The organism is Streptomyces sp. NPDC050856 (genome assembly GCF_040653855.1).
GTDB lineage: Bacteria > Actinomycetota > Actinomycetes > Streptomycetales > Streptomycetaceae > Streptomyces.
Genome location: NZ_JBFAGV010000003.1, coordinates 267,468 through 282,736, shown reverse-complemented (window position 1 = coordinate 282,736; position 15,269 = coordinate 267,468). Strand labels below are relative to the sequence as shown.

15 protein-coding genes and 1 riboswitch are annotated in these 15,269 nt (G+C 75.2%); of the genes, 7 read left to right on the top strand and 8 right to left on the bottom strand.

Features of this window, described 5'->3' with window-relative positions; translation table 11 throughout:
- Positions 1–84: 84 nt before the first annotated feature.
- Positions 85–1,008, bottom strand: a complete 924-nt coding sequence (locus AB0H53_RS04680) for a LysR family transcriptional regulator (RefSeq protein ID WP_362107094.1) — start codon at positions 1,006–1,008, stop codon at positions 85–87.
- Positions 1,009–1,098: 90 nt separating this feature from the next.
- On the opposite strand from AB0H53_RS04680, the gene cbiE reads away from it, so the two are divergent.
- Entirely contained in the window at positions 1,099–2,346 is a 1,248-nt protein-coding gene (gene cbiE / locus AB0H53_RS04675; protein ID WP_362107091.1) for a precorrin-6y C5,15-methyltransferase (decarboxylating) subunit CbiE, read from the top strand.
- Positions 2,343–3,092 (top strand): precorrin-4 C(11)-methyltransferase, encoded by a 750-nt coding sequence (gene cobM / locus AB0H53_RS04670; RefSeq protein ID WP_362107088.1) that lies wholly within the window; start codon positions 2,343–2,345, stop codon positions 3,090–3,092. Before cbiE ends, cobM begins: the two co-directional genes overlap by 4 nt.
- Here the strand turns inward: cobM and AB0H53_RS04665 are convergent.
- Positions 3,080–4,213, bottom strand: a complete 1,134-nt coding sequence (locus tag AB0H53_RS04665) for a cobalt-precorrin-5B (C(1))-methyltransferase (protein ID WP_362107085.1) — start codon at positions 4,211–4,213, stop codon at positions 3,080–3,082. The genes cobM and AB0H53_RS04665 overlap by 13 nt on opposite strands.
- A 12-nt stretch (positions 4,214–4,225) precedes the next feature.
- Between AB0H53_RS04665 and AB0H53_RS04660 the strand changes: the two genes are divergently transcribed.
- Positions 4,226–4,954, top strand: a complete 729-nt coding sequence (locus AB0H53_RS04660) for a cobalt-precorrin-6A reductase (RefSeq protein ID WP_362107082.1) — start codon at positions 4,226–4,228, stop codon at positions 4,952–4,954.
- Positions 4,955–5,185: 231 nt separating this feature from the next.
- Here the strand turns inward: AB0H53_RS04660 and AB0H53_RS04655 are convergent, their stop codons facing one another.
- The 3 genes from AB0H53_RS04655 to AB0H53_RS04645 are packed head-to-tail and all read right to left on the bottom strand — an operon-like array spanning position 5,186 to position 8,701.
- Positions 5,186–6,685 (bottom strand): precorrin-2 C(20)-methyltransferase, encoded by a 1,500-nt coding sequence (locus AB0H53_RS04655; protein WP_362107079.1) that lies wholly within the window; start codon positions 6,683–6,685, stop codon positions 5,186–5,188.
- On the bottom strand, positions 6,682–7,317 hold the full coding sequence (locus AB0H53_RS04650) for a precorrin-8X methylmutase (RefSeq protein WP_362107076.1): 636 nt from the start codon (positions 7,315–7,317) through the stop codon (positions 6,682–6,684). The genes AB0H53_RS04655 and AB0H53_RS04650 overlap by 4 nt, the downstream gene beginning before the upstream one ends.
- A 4-nt stretch (positions 7,318–7,321) precedes the next feature.
- Positions 7,322–8,701, bottom strand: coding sequence for a cobalamin biosynthesis protein CobG (locus AB0H53_RS04645; protein ID WP_362107073.1), 1,380 nt, complete (start codon positions 8,699–8,701; stop codon positions 7,322–7,324).
- Between the two features lie 24 nt (positions 8,702–8,725).
- A riboswitch (cobalamin riboswitch) is annotated at positions 8,726–8,856 on the top strand.
- A gap of 147 nt (positions 8,857–9,003) precedes the next feature.
- On the opposite strand from AB0H53_RS04645, the gene cobN reads away from it, so the two are divergent.
- Positions 9,004–12,594 (top strand): cobaltochelatase subunit CobN, encoded by a 3,591-nt coding sequence (cobN, locus tag AB0H53_RS04640; RefSeq protein ID WP_362107070.1) that lies wholly within the window; start codon positions 9,004–9,006, stop codon positions 12,592–12,594.
- A 137-nt stretch (positions 12,595–12,731) separates the two neighbouring features.
- On the opposite strand, the gene AB0H53_RS04635 is transcribed toward cobN, so the two are convergent.
- Entirely contained in the window at positions 12,732–12,905 is a 174-nt protein-coding gene (locus tag AB0H53_RS04635) for a hypothetical protein (RefSeq protein WP_362107067.1), read from the bottom strand.
- A gap of 81 nt (positions 12,906–12,986) precedes the next feature.
- Between AB0H53_RS04635 and AB0H53_RS04630 the strand changes: the two genes are divergently transcribed.
- Positions 12,987–13,511, top strand: coding sequence for an FBP domain-containing protein (locus AB0H53_RS04630; RefSeq protein ID WP_362107064.1), 525 nt, complete (start codon positions 12,987–12,989; stop codon positions 13,509–13,511).
- A gap of 10 nt (positions 13,512–13,521) precedes the next feature.
- On the opposite strand, the gene AB0H53_RS04625 is transcribed toward AB0H53_RS04630, so the two are convergent.
- Together AB0H53_RS04625 and AB0H53_RS04620 are read right to left on the bottom strand one after the other, a co-directional pair.
- The gene (locus AB0H53_RS04625; RefSeq protein WP_362107061.1) at positions 13,522–13,737 is read right to left on the bottom strand and encodes a DUF397 domain-containing protein; all 216 of its coding nucleotides are present in this window, start codon (positions 13,735–13,737) and stop codon (positions 13,522–13,524) included.
- Positions 13,718–14,569, bottom strand: coding sequence for a helix-turn-helix transcriptional regulator (locus tag AB0H53_RS04620; protein ID WP_362107058.1), 852 nt, complete (start codon positions 14,567–14,569; stop codon positions 13,718–13,720). Before AB0H53_RS04620 ends, AB0H53_RS04625 begins: the two co-directional genes overlap by 20 nt.
- 120 nt (positions 14,570–14,689) lie before the next feature.
- Between AB0H53_RS04620 and AB0H53_RS04615 the strand changes: the two genes are divergently transcribed.
- Both AB0H53_RS04615 and AB0H53_RS04610 read left to right on the top strand, forming a co-directional pair.
- Positions 14,690–14,881, top strand: a complete 192-nt coding sequence (locus AB0H53_RS04615) for a hypothetical protein (RefSeq protein ID WP_362107055.1) — start codon at positions 14,690–14,692, stop codon at positions 14,879–14,881.
- Entirely contained in the window at positions 14,878–15,246 is a 369-nt protein-coding gene (locus tag AB0H53_RS04610; RefSeq protein WP_362107052.1) for an ATP-binding protein, read from the top strand. Before AB0H53_RS04615 ends, AB0H53_RS04610 begins: the two co-directional genes overlap by 4 nt.
- Positions 15,247–15,269: the final 23 nt, after the last annotated feature.

Sequence of the window (15,269 nt, the reverse complement as noted above, 5' to 3'; positions counted from 1 at the left end):
GCCGGGCGGCGGCCCGGACGGCCACCGGTCGCGGGGACACCGCCCGCCGGCGTCGGCCTGCCACCCGTCTACCCGGAGGGGGCCTCACCACGCGCGCGCCTCGCGCAGCAGCACCTCGCGCACCAGTGCCAGGTGCGGATGGTCCGGCGAGCCCGCCCGGCCCGCCAGGTAGGCGGTGTTGATCGGCGGGTCCTCGGGCGACAGGAGCGGCACCAGCGTGCCCGCCGCCAGCTCGGCCAGGCACAGGTAGCGCGGCAGCACGCTGATCCCGGCGCCCGCCACCACCGCCGCCAGCACACCGCGCAGATCGGGCACGGTGATGGCCGCGGGGCCGGCCAGCCGGGTGCCGAACACATGGCGCCAGTAGCGGCGGGCGATGGGCAGGTCCTCGGCGTACGTCACCAGCGGCGCCCCCCGCAGGGCCGCGGGCCCGGCCGCCGCGACCCGTTCGGCCCCGCCGATCCGCTCCGCCCAGGCGGGCGCGGCGACCAGGACGAACTCCTCGTCCATCAGCGGTACGGCGACCAGCGCCCGGCCGCGCGGCCGGTAGGTGGAGATCACCAGGTCGTGGTGGCCGGCCCGCAGTCCGTCGAGCAGGTCGTCGGTCAGGCCGGTGCCGACGCGCAGCCGCACGCCCCGCCCGGTCAGCGGGGCCAGCGCGGGCAGCACCCGCAGGCCGACCAGTTCGGCCGGTCCGGCCAGCCGCACCGGTTCGGCGGGCCCCCTGGCGGCCGACGCCCCTCCGGTGACCGCCTCCAGCGCGTCGAGCGGGGCGGCGACCCGGGCGGCCAGGTCGTCGGCGACCGGCGTCGGGCCCACCCCGCGCGGCCCGCGGGTGAACAGCTCCCGGCCGAGCTGCCGTTCCAGGGCGCGCATCTGCGCCGTCACGGTCGGCTGGGACAGGCCCACCAGCCGGGCCGCCGCGGTGAACGAACCCGAGCGGTGCACCGCGAGGAAGGTCCGCAGCAGGCCCAGGTCGAGCGGCCCGCCGGTCTGCGCATCCGTCATGTGCCGACTGTAGAAGCCGCCGCCCGCCGGTCCGGCCGAGGTCCGGCCCCGGGTGGGGCGGCCGGGGAGCGCCCGGTAGGGTTCCAGCCCGTGAGCAGCCCCGTACCCACCGCGCCCGTGACCGTCGTCGGCATCGGCGCGGACGGCTGGGCGGGGCTCGCCGAGACCTCGCGCGCCGCGCTGCGCGCCGCCCATGTCGTCATCGGCGGTGACCGGCAGCTCGCCCTGCTGCCCGCCGAGTGCCGGGCCGAGCGCGTCGCCTGGCCCTCGCCGCTGCGGCCGGCCGTGCCCCGGCTGCTGGCCGAGCACACCGGCGGTGGCCGGCGGGTGGCGGTGCTGGCCAGTGGCGACCCGATGTTCTACGGCATCGGCCGGGCCCTCGCCGAGACGGCCGGCCCCGAGCGGCTGCGTGTCCTGCCGCACCCGTCCTCCGTCTCCTACGCCTGTGCCCGGCTCGGCTGGCCGCTGGAGGACACCGGGACCGTGACGCTGGTCGGCCGCCCCCTGGCCTCGCTGGCCGCCGAGCTGCACGACGGGCGGCGGCTGCTGGTGCTCAGCGCGGGCGCGGCGACCCCCGGCGAGGTGGCCGCCCTGCTGCGGGAGCGCGGCTTCGGGCCCAGCCGCCTGGACGTCCTGGAACAGCTCGGCTCCGACCGGGAGCGGCGGTTGGAGGGCACCGCCCGCGACTGGCCCCACCCGCCCGGGGACCCGCTCAACGTCGTGGCGGTCCGGTGCGCGCGCGAGCCGGGCGCGCCCCGGCTGGGTGCCGTGCCGGGACTGCCGGACGAGGCGTACGAGAGCGACGGCCAGCTCACCAAGCGGCATGTGCGGGCCGCGACACTGGCCGCGCTGGCGCCCGCGCCCGGTGAGCTGCTGTGGGACATCGGCGGCGGCTCCGGCTCGATCGGCATCGAGTGGATGCGTGCCCACCGCTCCTGCCGCGCGGTCAGCGTCGAGCGCGACCCGGCCAGGGCGGCCCGGATCGTCCGCAACGCCGAGGCGCTGGGCGTGCCCGGTCTGCGGGTGGTGACCGCCGCCGCCCCGGCGGGCCTGGCCGGGCTGGAGCGGCCGGACGCGGTGTTCATCGGCGGCGGGCTCACCGCGCCGGGACTGCTGGACGCCTGCTGGGACGCCCTGGCGCCGGGCGGTCGGCTGGTCGCCAACACGGTGACGCTGGAGTCCGAGGCGCTGCTCGCCGACCGCTACCGGCGCCACGGCGGCGACCTGGTGCGGCTCGCGGTCGCGCACGCCGTCCCGGTGGGCGGCTTCACCGGCTGGCGCCAGGCCATGCCGGTCACCCAATGGTCCGTTACGAAATCCGAGGCAGGCTCGACATGACCGTCTACTTCATCGGGGCGGGCCCCGGTGCCGCCGACCTGATCACCGTGCGCGGGGCGCGCACCCTGGCGTCCTGCGGGGTGTGCCTGTACGCCGGTTCGCTGGTGCCGCGCGAGCTGCTGGCCGAGTGCCCGCCGGACGCCCGGCTGGTGGACACCGCCCGGCTGGACCTGGACGCGATCACCGCCGAGCTGGTCCGCGCCCACCGGGAGGGCCATGACGTGGCCCGGCTCCACTCGGGCGACCCGTCCGTGTTCAGCGCGGTGGCCGAGCAGATGCGGCGCCTGGACGCGGCGGGCGTCCCGTACGAGGTGGTGCCGGGCGTGCCGGCCTTCGCGGCGGCGGCCGCGGCGCTGAGGCGGGAGCTGACGGTGCCGACGGTGGGCCAGACGGTGATCCTGACCCGCATCGCCGAGCAGGCCACGGCCATGCCGGAGGGCGAGGACCTGGCGACCCTGGGCCGCAGCGGCGCCCTGCTGGTGCTGCACCTGGCGGCCCGGTACGTCGACCGGGTCGTCGCCGAGCTGACCCCGCACTACGGCGCGGACTGCCCGGCCGCCGTGGTGGCGATGGCCAGCCGCCCGGACGAGGTGGTCCTGCGCGGCACGCTCGCCGACATCGCGGACGCCACGAAGGCGGCGGGCATCACGCGTACGGCGGTGATCCTGGTGGGCCGCACCCTGGCGGCGACCCAGTTCCGGGACAGCCACCTGTACTCGCCGGAGCGCGACCGTCACACCTGCTGACCGCCCGCGGGGGCGCTCCGGCCCACCACCGTGCCCGCCCGGTCGATGCACACCACGTCCACCGTGACCGGGGCGCCGCGCAGGACGGCGAGGGCCTGGTCGCGGGCGGTGACCGCCACCAGGTCGCCCAGCGGCACGCCCCGGGCGGCGCAGAGCTGGAGCGCGGCCAGACCGGTGTTGGCGCCGGCCACCTGTGCCGCCAGGTCCTCGTCGGCGCCGCCGGCCCGCGCCAGCTCGGCCAGGAAGCCCTTGTCCACCTGGGAGCGCGCCGAGTGCAGGTCGAGGTGGCCGGCCGCGAGCTTGGACAGCTTGGCGAAGCCGCCGCAGACGGTGAGCCGTTCGACCGGGTGCCGCCGAACGTACTTCAGCACGGCGCCCGCGAAGTCGCCCATGTCCAGCAGGGCGTCCTCGGGCAGCCCGTACAGCGACACGACCGTCCTCTCGGACGTCGAGCCGGTGCAGCCGGCGACGTGGGTGCGGCCGGCGGCCCGCGCCACGTCCACACCGCGCCGGATGGAGTCGATCCACGCCGAGCACGAGTAGGGCACGACGATCCCGGTGGTGCCGAGGATGGACAGCCCGCCCAGGATGCCCAGGCGCGGGTTCCACGTGGAGCGGGCGATCTCCTCGCCGTGGTCGACGGAGACGGTGACCTCCACGTCGCCGGTGCCGCCGTGCTCGGCGGCCACCCGGGCGATGTGGTCGCGCATCATCCGGCGCGGTACGGGGTTGATCGCCGGCTCGCCCACGTCGAGCGGCAGACCGGGCCGGGTGACGGTCCCGACGCCGGCGCCGGCCCGGAACACCACCCCGGACCCGGCGGGCAGGGCCCGCACCGTGGAGCGCACCAGCGCGCCGTGCGTGACGTCCGGATCGTCCCCGGCGTCCTTGACGATGCCGGCCATGGCGTGGGCGTCACCGAGTTCCTCGGCCGCCAGCGCGAAGGCGGGCGTCTGCCCCCTGGGCAGCGCGATCGTGACCGGGTCGGGGAAGTCGCCGGTGAGCAGCGCGGTGTAGGCGGCGGTCGTCGCCGCCGTCGCGCACGCCCCGGTGGTCCAGCCGGACCGCAGCCCGGTGTGCTTGAGTTGGGCGCTGCGCCCCCCGCTCGCACTCGTGTTCATGGACGGACCCCGATGCACGTATTGATCCTCGGCGGCACGACCGAGGCCCGCCGCCTCGCGGAGCTGCTGCACCCGGCCGTCCGGGTCACCAGCTCGCTCGCCGGCCGGGTCGCCTCACCGAGGCTCCCGCCGGGCGAGGTACGCGTCGGTGGCTTCGGCGGAGCCGAGGGCCTGGCCCGCTGGCTGCGCGAGCACCAGGTGGACGCGGTCATCGACGCCACCCATCCTTTCGCCGGCACGATCAGTTTCCACGCGGCCGGGGCCGCCGCCGAAGCCCATGTTCCCCTGCTCGCCCTCCGCCGTCCCGGGTGGGCCCCCGTCGAGGGCGACGACTGGCACCCGGTCGCCTCCCTGGAGGAGGCGGCGGACAGGGCGGGGGCCCTGGGCCGCCGGATCTTCCTCACCACCGGCCGGATGGGCCTGGCGACCTTCGCGCACATCGCGGACGCCTGGTTCCTGGTCCGTTCGGTGGACCCCCCGGAGCCGCCGTTCCCGCCCCGGATGGACGTGCTGCTGGACCGGGGCCCGTTCACCCTGGACGGCGAGCGGGAGATCCTGCGGCGGCACGCGGTCGACGTCCTCGTCACCAAGGACAGCGGCGGCGCGGCCACCTCGCCGAAGCTGACCGCGGCCCGTGAGGCGGGTCTCCCGGTCGTCGTCGTCCGCCGCCCCCCGGTCCCCGAGGGTGTCCCGGTGGTCGCCGGCCCGGAGGAGGCGGCGGCGTGGCTGTCGCGGCGGTAGCCACCCGTCACCCGGGGAGCCGGGCACGCGCGCCGCGGCCCCGGCCCGGCCCACGGCGGCGCCGTCCCGAGCACGCACCCCGGGACCGTACTCCTCCCGGGTGCCCCGGCCCGGTCCCCCGGTGGACGCGGTCGTCGCCGGCGGCCACCGGGCCACGGCGGGGGCAGCCGCCGGGAAGGAGCGCGTGATCCGGGGCGCCCCGGCTCGCGCGGAGCGCGGGCGGCCGGAGCCCTACTGGCCCTCCGGGTACTTCCGGGGCGTCCAGGCCACCACCCGCTCGCCGTCGCCGTCGGCGCGCCGGACCGCGCGGGTCTGGGAGGAGCCGATCAGCAGGAGGGTGCGCATGTCTACCTCGGCCGGGTCCAGGTCCACCAGGGACAGGACGCGCACCGACTCCTCCGGGCCGCCCACGTCACGGGCGACGACCACCGGCGTGTCGGGGGCGCGGTGCTCCAGGAGCAGTTCACGGGCCTTGGCGACCTGCCAGGTGCGGCTGCGGGAGCCCGGGTTGTAGAGGGCGAGGACCAGGTCGGCCGATGCGGCGGCGGCCAGGCGTTCCGCGATGACCTCCCACGGCTTGAGCCGGTCGGACAGGGAGATCGTCGCGTAGTCGTGGCCCAGCGGGGCGCCCGCCCTGGCCGCGGCGGCGTTGGCCGCGGTGACCCCGGGCAGCACGCGGACCGGCACGTCCAGGTACGGGTCCTGGGAGGCGACCTCCAGCACGGCCGTGGCCATGGCGAACACCCCCGGGTCACCGCCCGAGACCACCGCGACCCGCCGGCCGCGCCGGGCCAGGTCGAGGGCGAACTCGGCGCGCTCGGACTCCACCTTGTTGTCGGAGCCGTGCCGTACCTGCCCCGGGCGCGCCGGCACCCGGTCCAGGTAGGTGGTGTAGCCGACCAGGTCGGTGGCCGCCGCGAGGGCGCCGCGCGTCTCGGGGGTCAGCCACCGGGGCCCGGCCGGGCCCGTGCCGACGACCACGACCTCGCCCGGGCCGGTCACGTCGGGTTCGGCGTCGATCCGGGAGGGGAGCACCGCCACGGAGAAGTACGGCACCGACTCCGGGTCCACGTCGGCCAGCGCGGCCGTGCGCTCGCCGGCCATGGTCGCGCGTTCCACGTAGTGGGCGTCGGCCAGCCGGCCCGCGCTCTCCAGCGCCCGGCGCACCGCCGGGAAGGTGCGGCCGAGCTTCATCACGACCGCCGAGTCGGTGGCGGCCAGGCGGGCGGTCAGTTCCTCCTCGGGGAGCGTGCCGGGGATGATCGTGAGGACTTCCTCGGCCTCGCACAGCGGCTTGCCCAGCCGCGCCGCCGAGGCGCTCACCGAGGTGACGCCGGGGATCACCTCGGTGTCGTAGCGGTGCGCCAGGCGCTTGTGCATGTGCTGGTAGGAGCCGTAGAACAGCGGGTCGCCCTCGGCGAGCACCGCGACGGTACGGCCGGCGTCCAGGTGGGCGGCCAGCCGTGCCGACGCCTCCTCGTAGAAGTCGTCCAGCGCGCCCCGGTAGCCGCCCGGGTGGTCCGTGGTCTCCACCGTGAGCGGGTACATCAGCCGCTCCTCGATGTGGTCCTCGCGGATGTGCGCGGCGGCGATGGAGCGGGCGATCGAACGGCCGTGCCGGGCGCTGTGGTACGCCACCACATCGGCGGACGCGATCACCTCCACCGCCCGTACCGTCATCAGGGACGGGTCGCCGGGGCCCAGCCCGACGCCGTACAGCTTCCCGCTCATTCCGCCTCACTCGCGATCGCGTTGACGGCGGCGGCGGCCATGGCGCTGCCGCCGCGCCGGCCGCGCACCACCAGGTGGTCGAGGTCCGAGGCCGCCAGCGCGTCCTTGGACTCGGCGGCGCCGATGAAGCCGACCGGTATGCCGATGACGGCGGCCGGGCGCGGCGCGCCCGCCTCGATCATCTCCAGCAGGCGGAAGAGCGCGGTGGGCGCGTTGCCGATGGCGACGACCGAGCCTTCGAGGCGGTCGCGCCACAGCTCCAGCGCGGCGGCGCTGCGGGTGGTGCCCAGTTCGGCGGCGAGCGCCGGCACGGACGGGTCGGAGAGGGTGCAGAGCACCTCGTTGTCGGCGGGCAGCCGCTTGCGGGTGACGCCGCTGGCGACCATCTGCGCGTCGCACAGGATCGGCGCCCCGGCGCGCAGCGCCTCGCGGGCCCGGGCCACCACCCGGGGGGTGTGGGCCAGGTCGCGGACGAGGTCGACCATGCCGCAGGCGTGGATCATCCGCACGGCGACCTGGCTGACGTCGGCGGGCAGGCCGGCGAGGTCCGCCTCGGCGCGGATGGTGGCAAAGGACTGGCGGTAGATCTCCGCGCCGTCCTTCTCGTACTCGAACACTCTGCTCTCGCTCATCTCGTCAGGTGGCGTCTCGTCGGGGGGCGTCGTCCCGGGGCGGGACGTCCGGTGTTGGGGCGTCGTGGGGAGGGGCGCCCGGCGGGGCGTCCCGCCGGGGGACGTGGACGGTGGCCGGTGGGGTGTCGTGACCGGGGGCGCGCACGGTCACCTCGTACACGCCGTCGGAGGTGGCCACCGCGTCCACCCACTCCCCCTGCGGGTGCCCGCAGCGGCGCGCGCAGCCGGACCAGTGGACGGGCAGGGCGGCGCCGGCCGGTCCCGGGCCGCCCGCCGGCGGGGTGCCGTCCAGCGGGCGGGCGTCGGCCCGCACGTCGGACAGCGACTTGGCGCAGCCCGGCCGCCCGGTGCAGGCCGAGACGGCGGGCCAGGGCGAGTCGGTACGGGTGATCAGCCCGGCCGCGCCGAGGGCGGCCAGCCGCTCCCGGGCCGCCCCGGCGCCGGGGAACCCGGGCACGACGAACCCGCGCCAGGGGGTGACGCGTACCTCGTCGGCGGGCGCGGGCAGCAGGGCGCGCAGTTGGGCGGTGGTGATCCGGCCGAGCGGGGCGACGGCGGACACGGCGGTGGGGCCGCCGGCCGGGCCGACGAGGCCGGGCGCGGGCGGCCGGCCGGCCGGGAGGGGGCCGGGGGCCGCCTCCGTCGCCGCGATCCCCCGCCGCTCCAGTCGTCCGGTCACGTCCACGTCCTGCCCGGCCGGCAGCTCCGCCACCCGCCAGGCGCCGGTGCCGGCCTCGCGCGCGGCGGCCAGGAACGCCTCGGCGGCGGCCAGCGCGGCGCGGGGCGCGTCGGCGGCGGCCACCCGGTGGCCGCGCGGCCCGACCCGCAGGAGGGCGCGGCCGTCCGATTCTGCGATCAAGGTCACATCGGCGCCGAGCCGGGCCACGTCGCCGCGTCCGTCGTCCACGGCGAACAGGAACCGGCCGGACAGGGCCGCCGTCCACGGCTCGGCGCACAGCAGTCCGTCGAGGCGGGCGGCCCACTCCCGCACGTCGGCCCGGCCCGGCCCGTCCGGGCCGTCCAGTCCGGTGAGCGGTGAGACGACCATGTTGCGGATCCGCTCGTGCTGTTCGGAGGGGAGCAGGCCGGCGCCGCGCAGCAGGTCGGCCAGGTCCCGCCCGCAACCGTCGCCCAGGCCGCGCAGTTCGATGTTGCCGCGCGAGGTGACGCCGAGGCGGCCGTCGCCGAGCCGGTCCGCCGCGCCGGCCAGCACCTCGACCTGACGGGCCGTCAGGATGCCGGTGGGCAGGCGGAGTCGGGCCAGGGCTCCGTCGTCCGCCCGGTGCAGCCTGAGCGCACCCGGGCAGGCGTCACCACGGTCGCGTACGCGGTCCCGTATGTGAGCTTCACCCCGTTCCGGGGTTTTCGGCGAGGTGGGCGGCATGGCCGCGAGCATACGCGCAGCCTCTACTATGCAGACGGCACAGGGTCCCAGGGCCCTAGGGAGGAAGCCCGGTGAGATTCCGGCGCGGTCCCGCCACTGTGAGCCGGCCCCCGGTGGCCCGGCGAGTCAGGAACTCCCGCCGTCCTACGACCACCCGGGGCGCGGACACCCCGAGGAAGGCCTGCGCACGCGATGCCGCTCTCTTGCGGGGCACGACCCCCGTTCTCCCACCCCTGTCAGAGGTCCGTCCCGGACACCGTTCTGCCCGGCGTGACGCGCGGGGATTTCCGAGGTGAGTCCAAGTGATCCTGCTCCTGTCGCACTCCGACACCGACCTGCTGAGCGCCCGCGCGGCCGAAGGCCCCGTCGCGTACCGCTTCGCCAACCCCTCCCGCCTCCCGCTGGACGACCTGCCCGCGCTGCTGGAGGGCACCGACCTGGTCGTCGTCCGCCTGCTGGGCGGCATCCGCGCCTGGGAGGAGGGCCTGGACGCGCTGCTCGCGACGGGCAGGCCGGTCGTCGTCCTCACCGGCGAACAGGCCCCGGACGCCCAGCTCATGGAGGCGTCCACCGTCCCGATCGGCATCGCGGCCGAGGCGCACGCCTACCTCGCCCACGGCGGCCCGGCCAACCTGGAGCAGCTCGCCCGTTTCCTGTCCGACACGGTCCTGCTCACCGGCCACGGCTTCGAGCCCCCGGCCGCCGCGCCCACCTGGGGACCGCTGGAGCGCGCCGAGCGCCGCACCGACGGCCCGACCGTCGCGGTGCTCTACTACCGCGCCCACCACATGAGCGGGAACACCGCCTTCGTCGGCGCGCTGTGCGACGCCATCGAGGACGCGGGCGGCCGGGCCAGGCCGCTGTACGTGGCGTCCCTGCGCGCCCCCGAGCCGGAGCTGCTGGAGGCGCTCAGCGGTGCCGACGCGATCGTCACCACCGTCCTGGCCGCCGGTGGCACCAAGCCCGCCGAGGCGCAGGCGGGCGGGGACGAGGAGGCCTGGGACGCGGGCGCGCTGGCCGCCCTGGACGTGCCGATCCTCCAGGCCCTGTGCCTGACCGGCCCGCGCAGCGCGTGGGAGGAGAACGACGAGGGCCTCTCGCCGCTGGACGCGGCCAGCCAGGTCGCCGTGCCCGAGTTCGACGGCCGGCTGATCACCGTCCCGTTCTCCTTCAAGGAGATCGACGCGGACGGCCTGCCCGCCTACGTCGCCGACGCCGAGCGCGCCGCCCGTGTCGCCGGGATCGCGGTCCGCCACGCCCGCCTGCGCCACATCCCCAACGCCGACAAGCGCCTGGCCCTGGTGCTGTCCGCGTACCCCACCAAGCACTCCCGCATCGGCAACGCCGTCGGCCTGGACACCCCCGCCTCCGCCGTGGCCCTGCTGCGCCGGCTGCGCGAGGAGGGCTACGACTTCGGCGACGAGGAGGTGCCGGGCCTCGCGTCCGGCGACGGCGACGAGCTGATCTACGCGCTCATCGAGGCCGGCGGCCACGACCAGGACTGGCTCACCGAGGAGCAGCTCGCCCGCAACCCCGTCCGCATCCCGGCCGCCGACTACAAGCGCTGGTACGCCACGCTCCCCGAGGAGCTGCGCGAGAACGTCGAGCAGCACTGGGGCCCGCCGCCCGGCGAGATGTTCCTGGACCGCTCCCGCAACCCGGAGGGCGACATCGTGCTCGCCGCCCTGCGGCGCGGCAACCTGCTCGTCCTCATCCAGCCGCCGCGCGGCTTCGGCGAGAACCCGATCGCGATCTACCACGACCCCGATCTGCCGCCCTCGCACCACTACCTGGCCGCCTACCGCTGGATCGCGGCGGCGAAGGACGACGGCGGTTTCGGCGCCGACGCCATGGTCCACCTGGGCAAGCACGGCAACCTGGAGTGGCTGCCCGGCAAGAACGCCGGCCTGTCCGCCGCCTGCGGCCCGGACGCGGCCCTCGGCGACCTGCCGCTGATCTACCCCTTCCTGGTCAACGACCCGGGCGAGGGCACCCAGGCCAAGCGCCGCGTCCACGCCACGCTGGTCGACCACCTGGTGCCGCCGATGGCCCGCGCCGAGTCCTACGGCGACATCACGCGCCTGGAACAGCTCCTCGACGAGTACGCGGCCATCTCCGCCATGGACCCGGCCAAGCTGCCCGCCATCCGCGCCCAGATCTGGACCCTCATCCAGGCCGCCAAGCTCGACCACGACCTGGGCCTGGAGGACCGCCCCGACGACGACGGGTTCGACGACTTCCTGCTCCACGTCGACGGCTGGCTCTGCGAGGTCAAGGACGCCCAGATCCGCGACGGCCTGCACGTGCTGGGCGGAGCGCCCACCGGCCCCGAGCGCGTCAACCTGGTCCTGTCGATCCTGCGCGCCCGCCAGATCTGGGGCGGCACCCAGTCGCTGCCCGGCCTGCGCGAGGCGCTCGGCCTGGACGAGTCGGCCGCCACCCGCACCGCCGCCGACGAGGCCGAGGCCAAGGCCCGTGCCCTGGTCCAGGCGATGGAGGACGCCGGCTGGGACGTGTCGGCCGTGCCCACCGACCAGGGCGAGCAGGTGGCCGCCGTCCTGCGGTTCGCCGCCGAGCAGGTCGTCCCGCGCCTGGCCGCCACCACCGACGAGCTGGACCACGCGGTGCACGCCCTCAACGGCGGCTTCGTCCCGGCCGGCCCCTCCGGCTCGCCGCTGCGCGGCCTGGTCAACGTCCTGCCGACCGGCCGGAACTTCTACTCGGTCGACCCCAAGGCCGTCCCCTCCCGGCTCGCCTGGGAGACCGGCCAGGCCCTCGCCGACTCGCTGCTGGAGCGCTACCGGGGCGACAACGGCGACTGGCCCACCTCGGTCGGCCTGTCGCTGTGGGGCACCAGCGCGATGCGCACCTCCGGCGACGACGTGGCCGAGGCGCTGGCGCTGCTCGGCATCCGGCCCGTCTGGGACGACGCCTCCCGCCGGGTGACCGGCCTCGAACCGCTCCCGCTCGCCGAGCTGGGCCGGCCGCGCATCGACGTCACCCTGCGCATCTCCGGCTTCTTCCGGGACGCCTTCCCGCACACCATCGGCCTGCTGGACGACGCGGTGCGCCTCGCCGCCTCGCTGGACGAGCCGGCCGCCGACAACTACGTGCGCGCCCACGCCCAGGCGGACCTCGCCGAGCACGGCGACGAACGCCGGGCCACCACCCGGATCTTCGGCTCCCGCCCGGGCACCTACGGCGCGGGCATCCTCCAGCTCATCGACTCGCGCGACTGGCGCACCGACGCGGACCTCGCCGAGGTGTACACGGTGTGGGGCGGCTACGCCTACGGCCGTGAGCTGGACGGCCGCCCGGCCCGCGACGAGATGGAGACCGCGTACAAGCGCATCGCCGTCGCCGCGAAGAACACGGACACCCGCGAGCACGACATCGCGGACTCCGACGACTACTTCCAGTACCACGGCGGCATGGTGGCCACGGTGCGCGCGCTGCGGGGCACCGCCCCGGAGGCGTACATCGGCGACTCGACCCGCCCCGAGACGGTCCGCACCCGCACGCTGGTCGAGGAGACCTCCCGCGTCTTCCGCGCCCGCGTGGTCAACCCGCGCTGGATCGAGGCGATGCGCCGCCACGGCTACAAGGGCGCGTTCGAGCTGGCCGCGACGGTCGACTACCTCTTCGGGTACGACGCCACGACCGGTGTGGTGGCCGACTGGATGTACGACAAGCTCACCGAGACGTACGTCCTGGACCCGGAGAACCGCGCGTTCCTCCAGGAGGCCAACCCCTGGGCGCTGCACGGTATCGCCGAGCGGCTGCTGGAGGCCGAGTCGCGCGGCATGTGGGCCAAGCCGGACCCGCAGCTCCTGGAGCAGCTCCGCCAGGTGTTCCTGGAGACCGAGGGCGACCTGGAGGGCGACGGGGAGTGAGCGCCGGGCCGGGCCGGCGAGGGGGCTGCCGCGCCTTCCTCGCCGGCCCGGCCCGCACGCCCCCGCCCGGCGGGATCACCGCGCGGGCATGGGAGGTCATGGACGTGTTCGGCGCCTGACCCGGTTCGGGCGCCGGTTCAGTCCTCGCCGAGCACGATGTTCCACTGCCCCGTCGCGTCGTGCGGTACGTCTTCGACACGCGCCGGGCGGTGGGTGCGGACGGGTCCGTGGATCTCGCGGGACACCGTGGCGGGCCGGGCGGTCCCCGTCGGGGCGTTCGGTCCTGCTTCAGTTGCCGTCTGAGTCCTCATGAGTTGACGGGTACCCCGGGCGCGAGGACGAAACGGAAATCCGGGTGCGGTTCGTATGTGCGTTCCGTACCGTGCCGCTTCGTGGAACCACTGACCGAGAAACAGATCCGCTCGTCCTTCGTCAACTGCTCGAAGGGCGAGGCCGCCCGCCTCAAGCTCCCCGCCGACTTCGCCGAACTCCCTTGGCAGGACCTGGACTTCCTCGGCTGGCGCGATCCGGGCGCCCCGCTGCGGGCGCACATCGTGCTGCCGCCCCGGGGCGACGGCGGCGCGGGTGGCCGGGGGCCGGTGGGCATCACCCTGCGGGTCCCGGACAACGCCCGCACCAGCGCGATCAAGTCGAGCATGTGCCAGGTCTGCCTGACCGGCCACGCGTCCTCGGACGTCATGCTGTTCGCCGCGCCCCGTGCCGGAGCGGCCGGCCGCGAGGGCAACACCGTCGGCATCTACCTCTGCGCCGACCTCGCCTGCTCCCTCTACGTCCGGGGCAAGCGCCAACCGCCGCTGCGGGCCCGCTACGAGGAGTCGCTGGCCCCCGAGGAGCGCGTCGCCCGCATGCTGGGCAACCTGACGGCGTTCACGGACAACGTCATGTCCCCCCGCTGAGGGCCCGGGTTCAGCTCGTGAAACGCCCTGCTTTCAGGGCGTTCACGAAGGGCGTCCAGGCGTGGGCGGGGACGATGACGGCGGGGCCGTGGGGGGCCTTGGAGTCGCGTACGGGGACGATGCCGGGGAGGTCGTCGGCGACTTCGACGCAGAGTCCCTCGGCTGCCGTGCTGTGACTGCTCTTGCGCCACACGGCGGCGGCAAGGTCAGAGAACCGGTTTGACATTTCGGAACCCTTCCGCTGCGTCCTCGATCATTTTGAGGGAGTCCTTTGGCGGTAACGCAGCGGCTCTCAAACGCTCATAGGCACCTTGATACTGCGCAACCACTTCTTGGTCGTCGATTACTTGGCCGCTGTACATGCCCTCCGTGTACATGACGGGCGGAGCGTCAGGGAATTGCATGAGCCAGGTGGTGCCCATCATGAAGGGATGCGCTCCCGCGTCGCACGGGAGGATCTGTGGAATGAAGCGGCGTCGCCGGGCGACATCGGCGACGTGGGCGAGCTGTTCGGCCATCAGCCCGGGCTCCACGAGCGGCTGCCGCAGGATCGACTCATGCATGACGACCCATGAAGCGGGCCCTGCGGCATCCTCGAAGACCCATGCGCGGTCCCGCCGAGCGGTGACTTTGGCCTCCACGGACTCTTCGCTGTCGAAGGGGTGATTGGCGTGGATGATGGCCCGGATGTACTCCTTCAACTGCAAGGGCCCGGGGACCAGTTGAGGGCACCATTCCACTACATCCCTAGCCCGTCCCTCCATGCCCACGATCTCCACGAAGTAATCGGCATGGCCGTTCCTCCGGGACCTACGCACGTCACCGCAATTGCGCCCGAAATACCCATCAGTCCCCAGCACCCGGTCGATGTGCGCGGCTAGATCCGCCGGCATGTTCCGGTTTCCGCGTTCGATCTCGCTGAGGTAGCTCACCCCGTAGAAACTGCCCTCGACGGCCTGCTCCAGCGTGAGCCCCGCCCGCTCCCGCTTCCAGCGCAGCTCCTTGCCGTAGAAGGCGGGGACGCTCGCCGAGCCGTCGATGTCCTTGCGTGCCGCCACGTGACCGCCTTTCACACCCCGCGTTGTGGTGCCCGAACACCTTCCACGGTACGGCGAGCCACGTCACTGTGTGACTGGTTCGTCACATTCAGCACCGGTCAACAGGAAGGGGCACTCCCCATGCCCACCCCCCACGACGTCGTCGCCCAGGAGTGCGTGGAGGAGCTGCGTGCCGCGCTCGCGGCGCACGGCATCACGCTGCCGTCCCTCGGCAGGGACTACGGCACCCCGCCGCTCGTCATCCTCGGCAACTGCAACCTGGCGACCGCCCACGCGCTGGCCGGCGTGCTGCGTGAGGCGGCGGGGCGGTGAGGCCGCTCACCGCCCGGCTGCTCGCCACGCCGAAGGAGGTCCCGGTGCTGCGGCACGCGCTGCGGGAACACGTCGGCGCGCCGTGTCCGGATCTCGAACTCTGCGTGAGCGAACTGCTCAGCAACGTGATCAGGCACCTGGGTGAGGGGACGCCGGTGACCGTCCGGGTCCACGGAACCAGTGACGGCCGCACCCGGATCGAGGTGAGCGACCCCGATCCCCGGTCCTGGCCGGTCCCGCGCCACGCGGCGGACCAGGACGAGGGCGGCCGGGGTCTGGAACTGCTGGCCGCGGTGTCCCAGCGGTGGGGCGTCGTGCGGGCGCCGGGCGGCAAGACCGTCTGGTGCGAGCTGGCCGGGGCGTGACGCGTCACAGATCGGCCGACAGG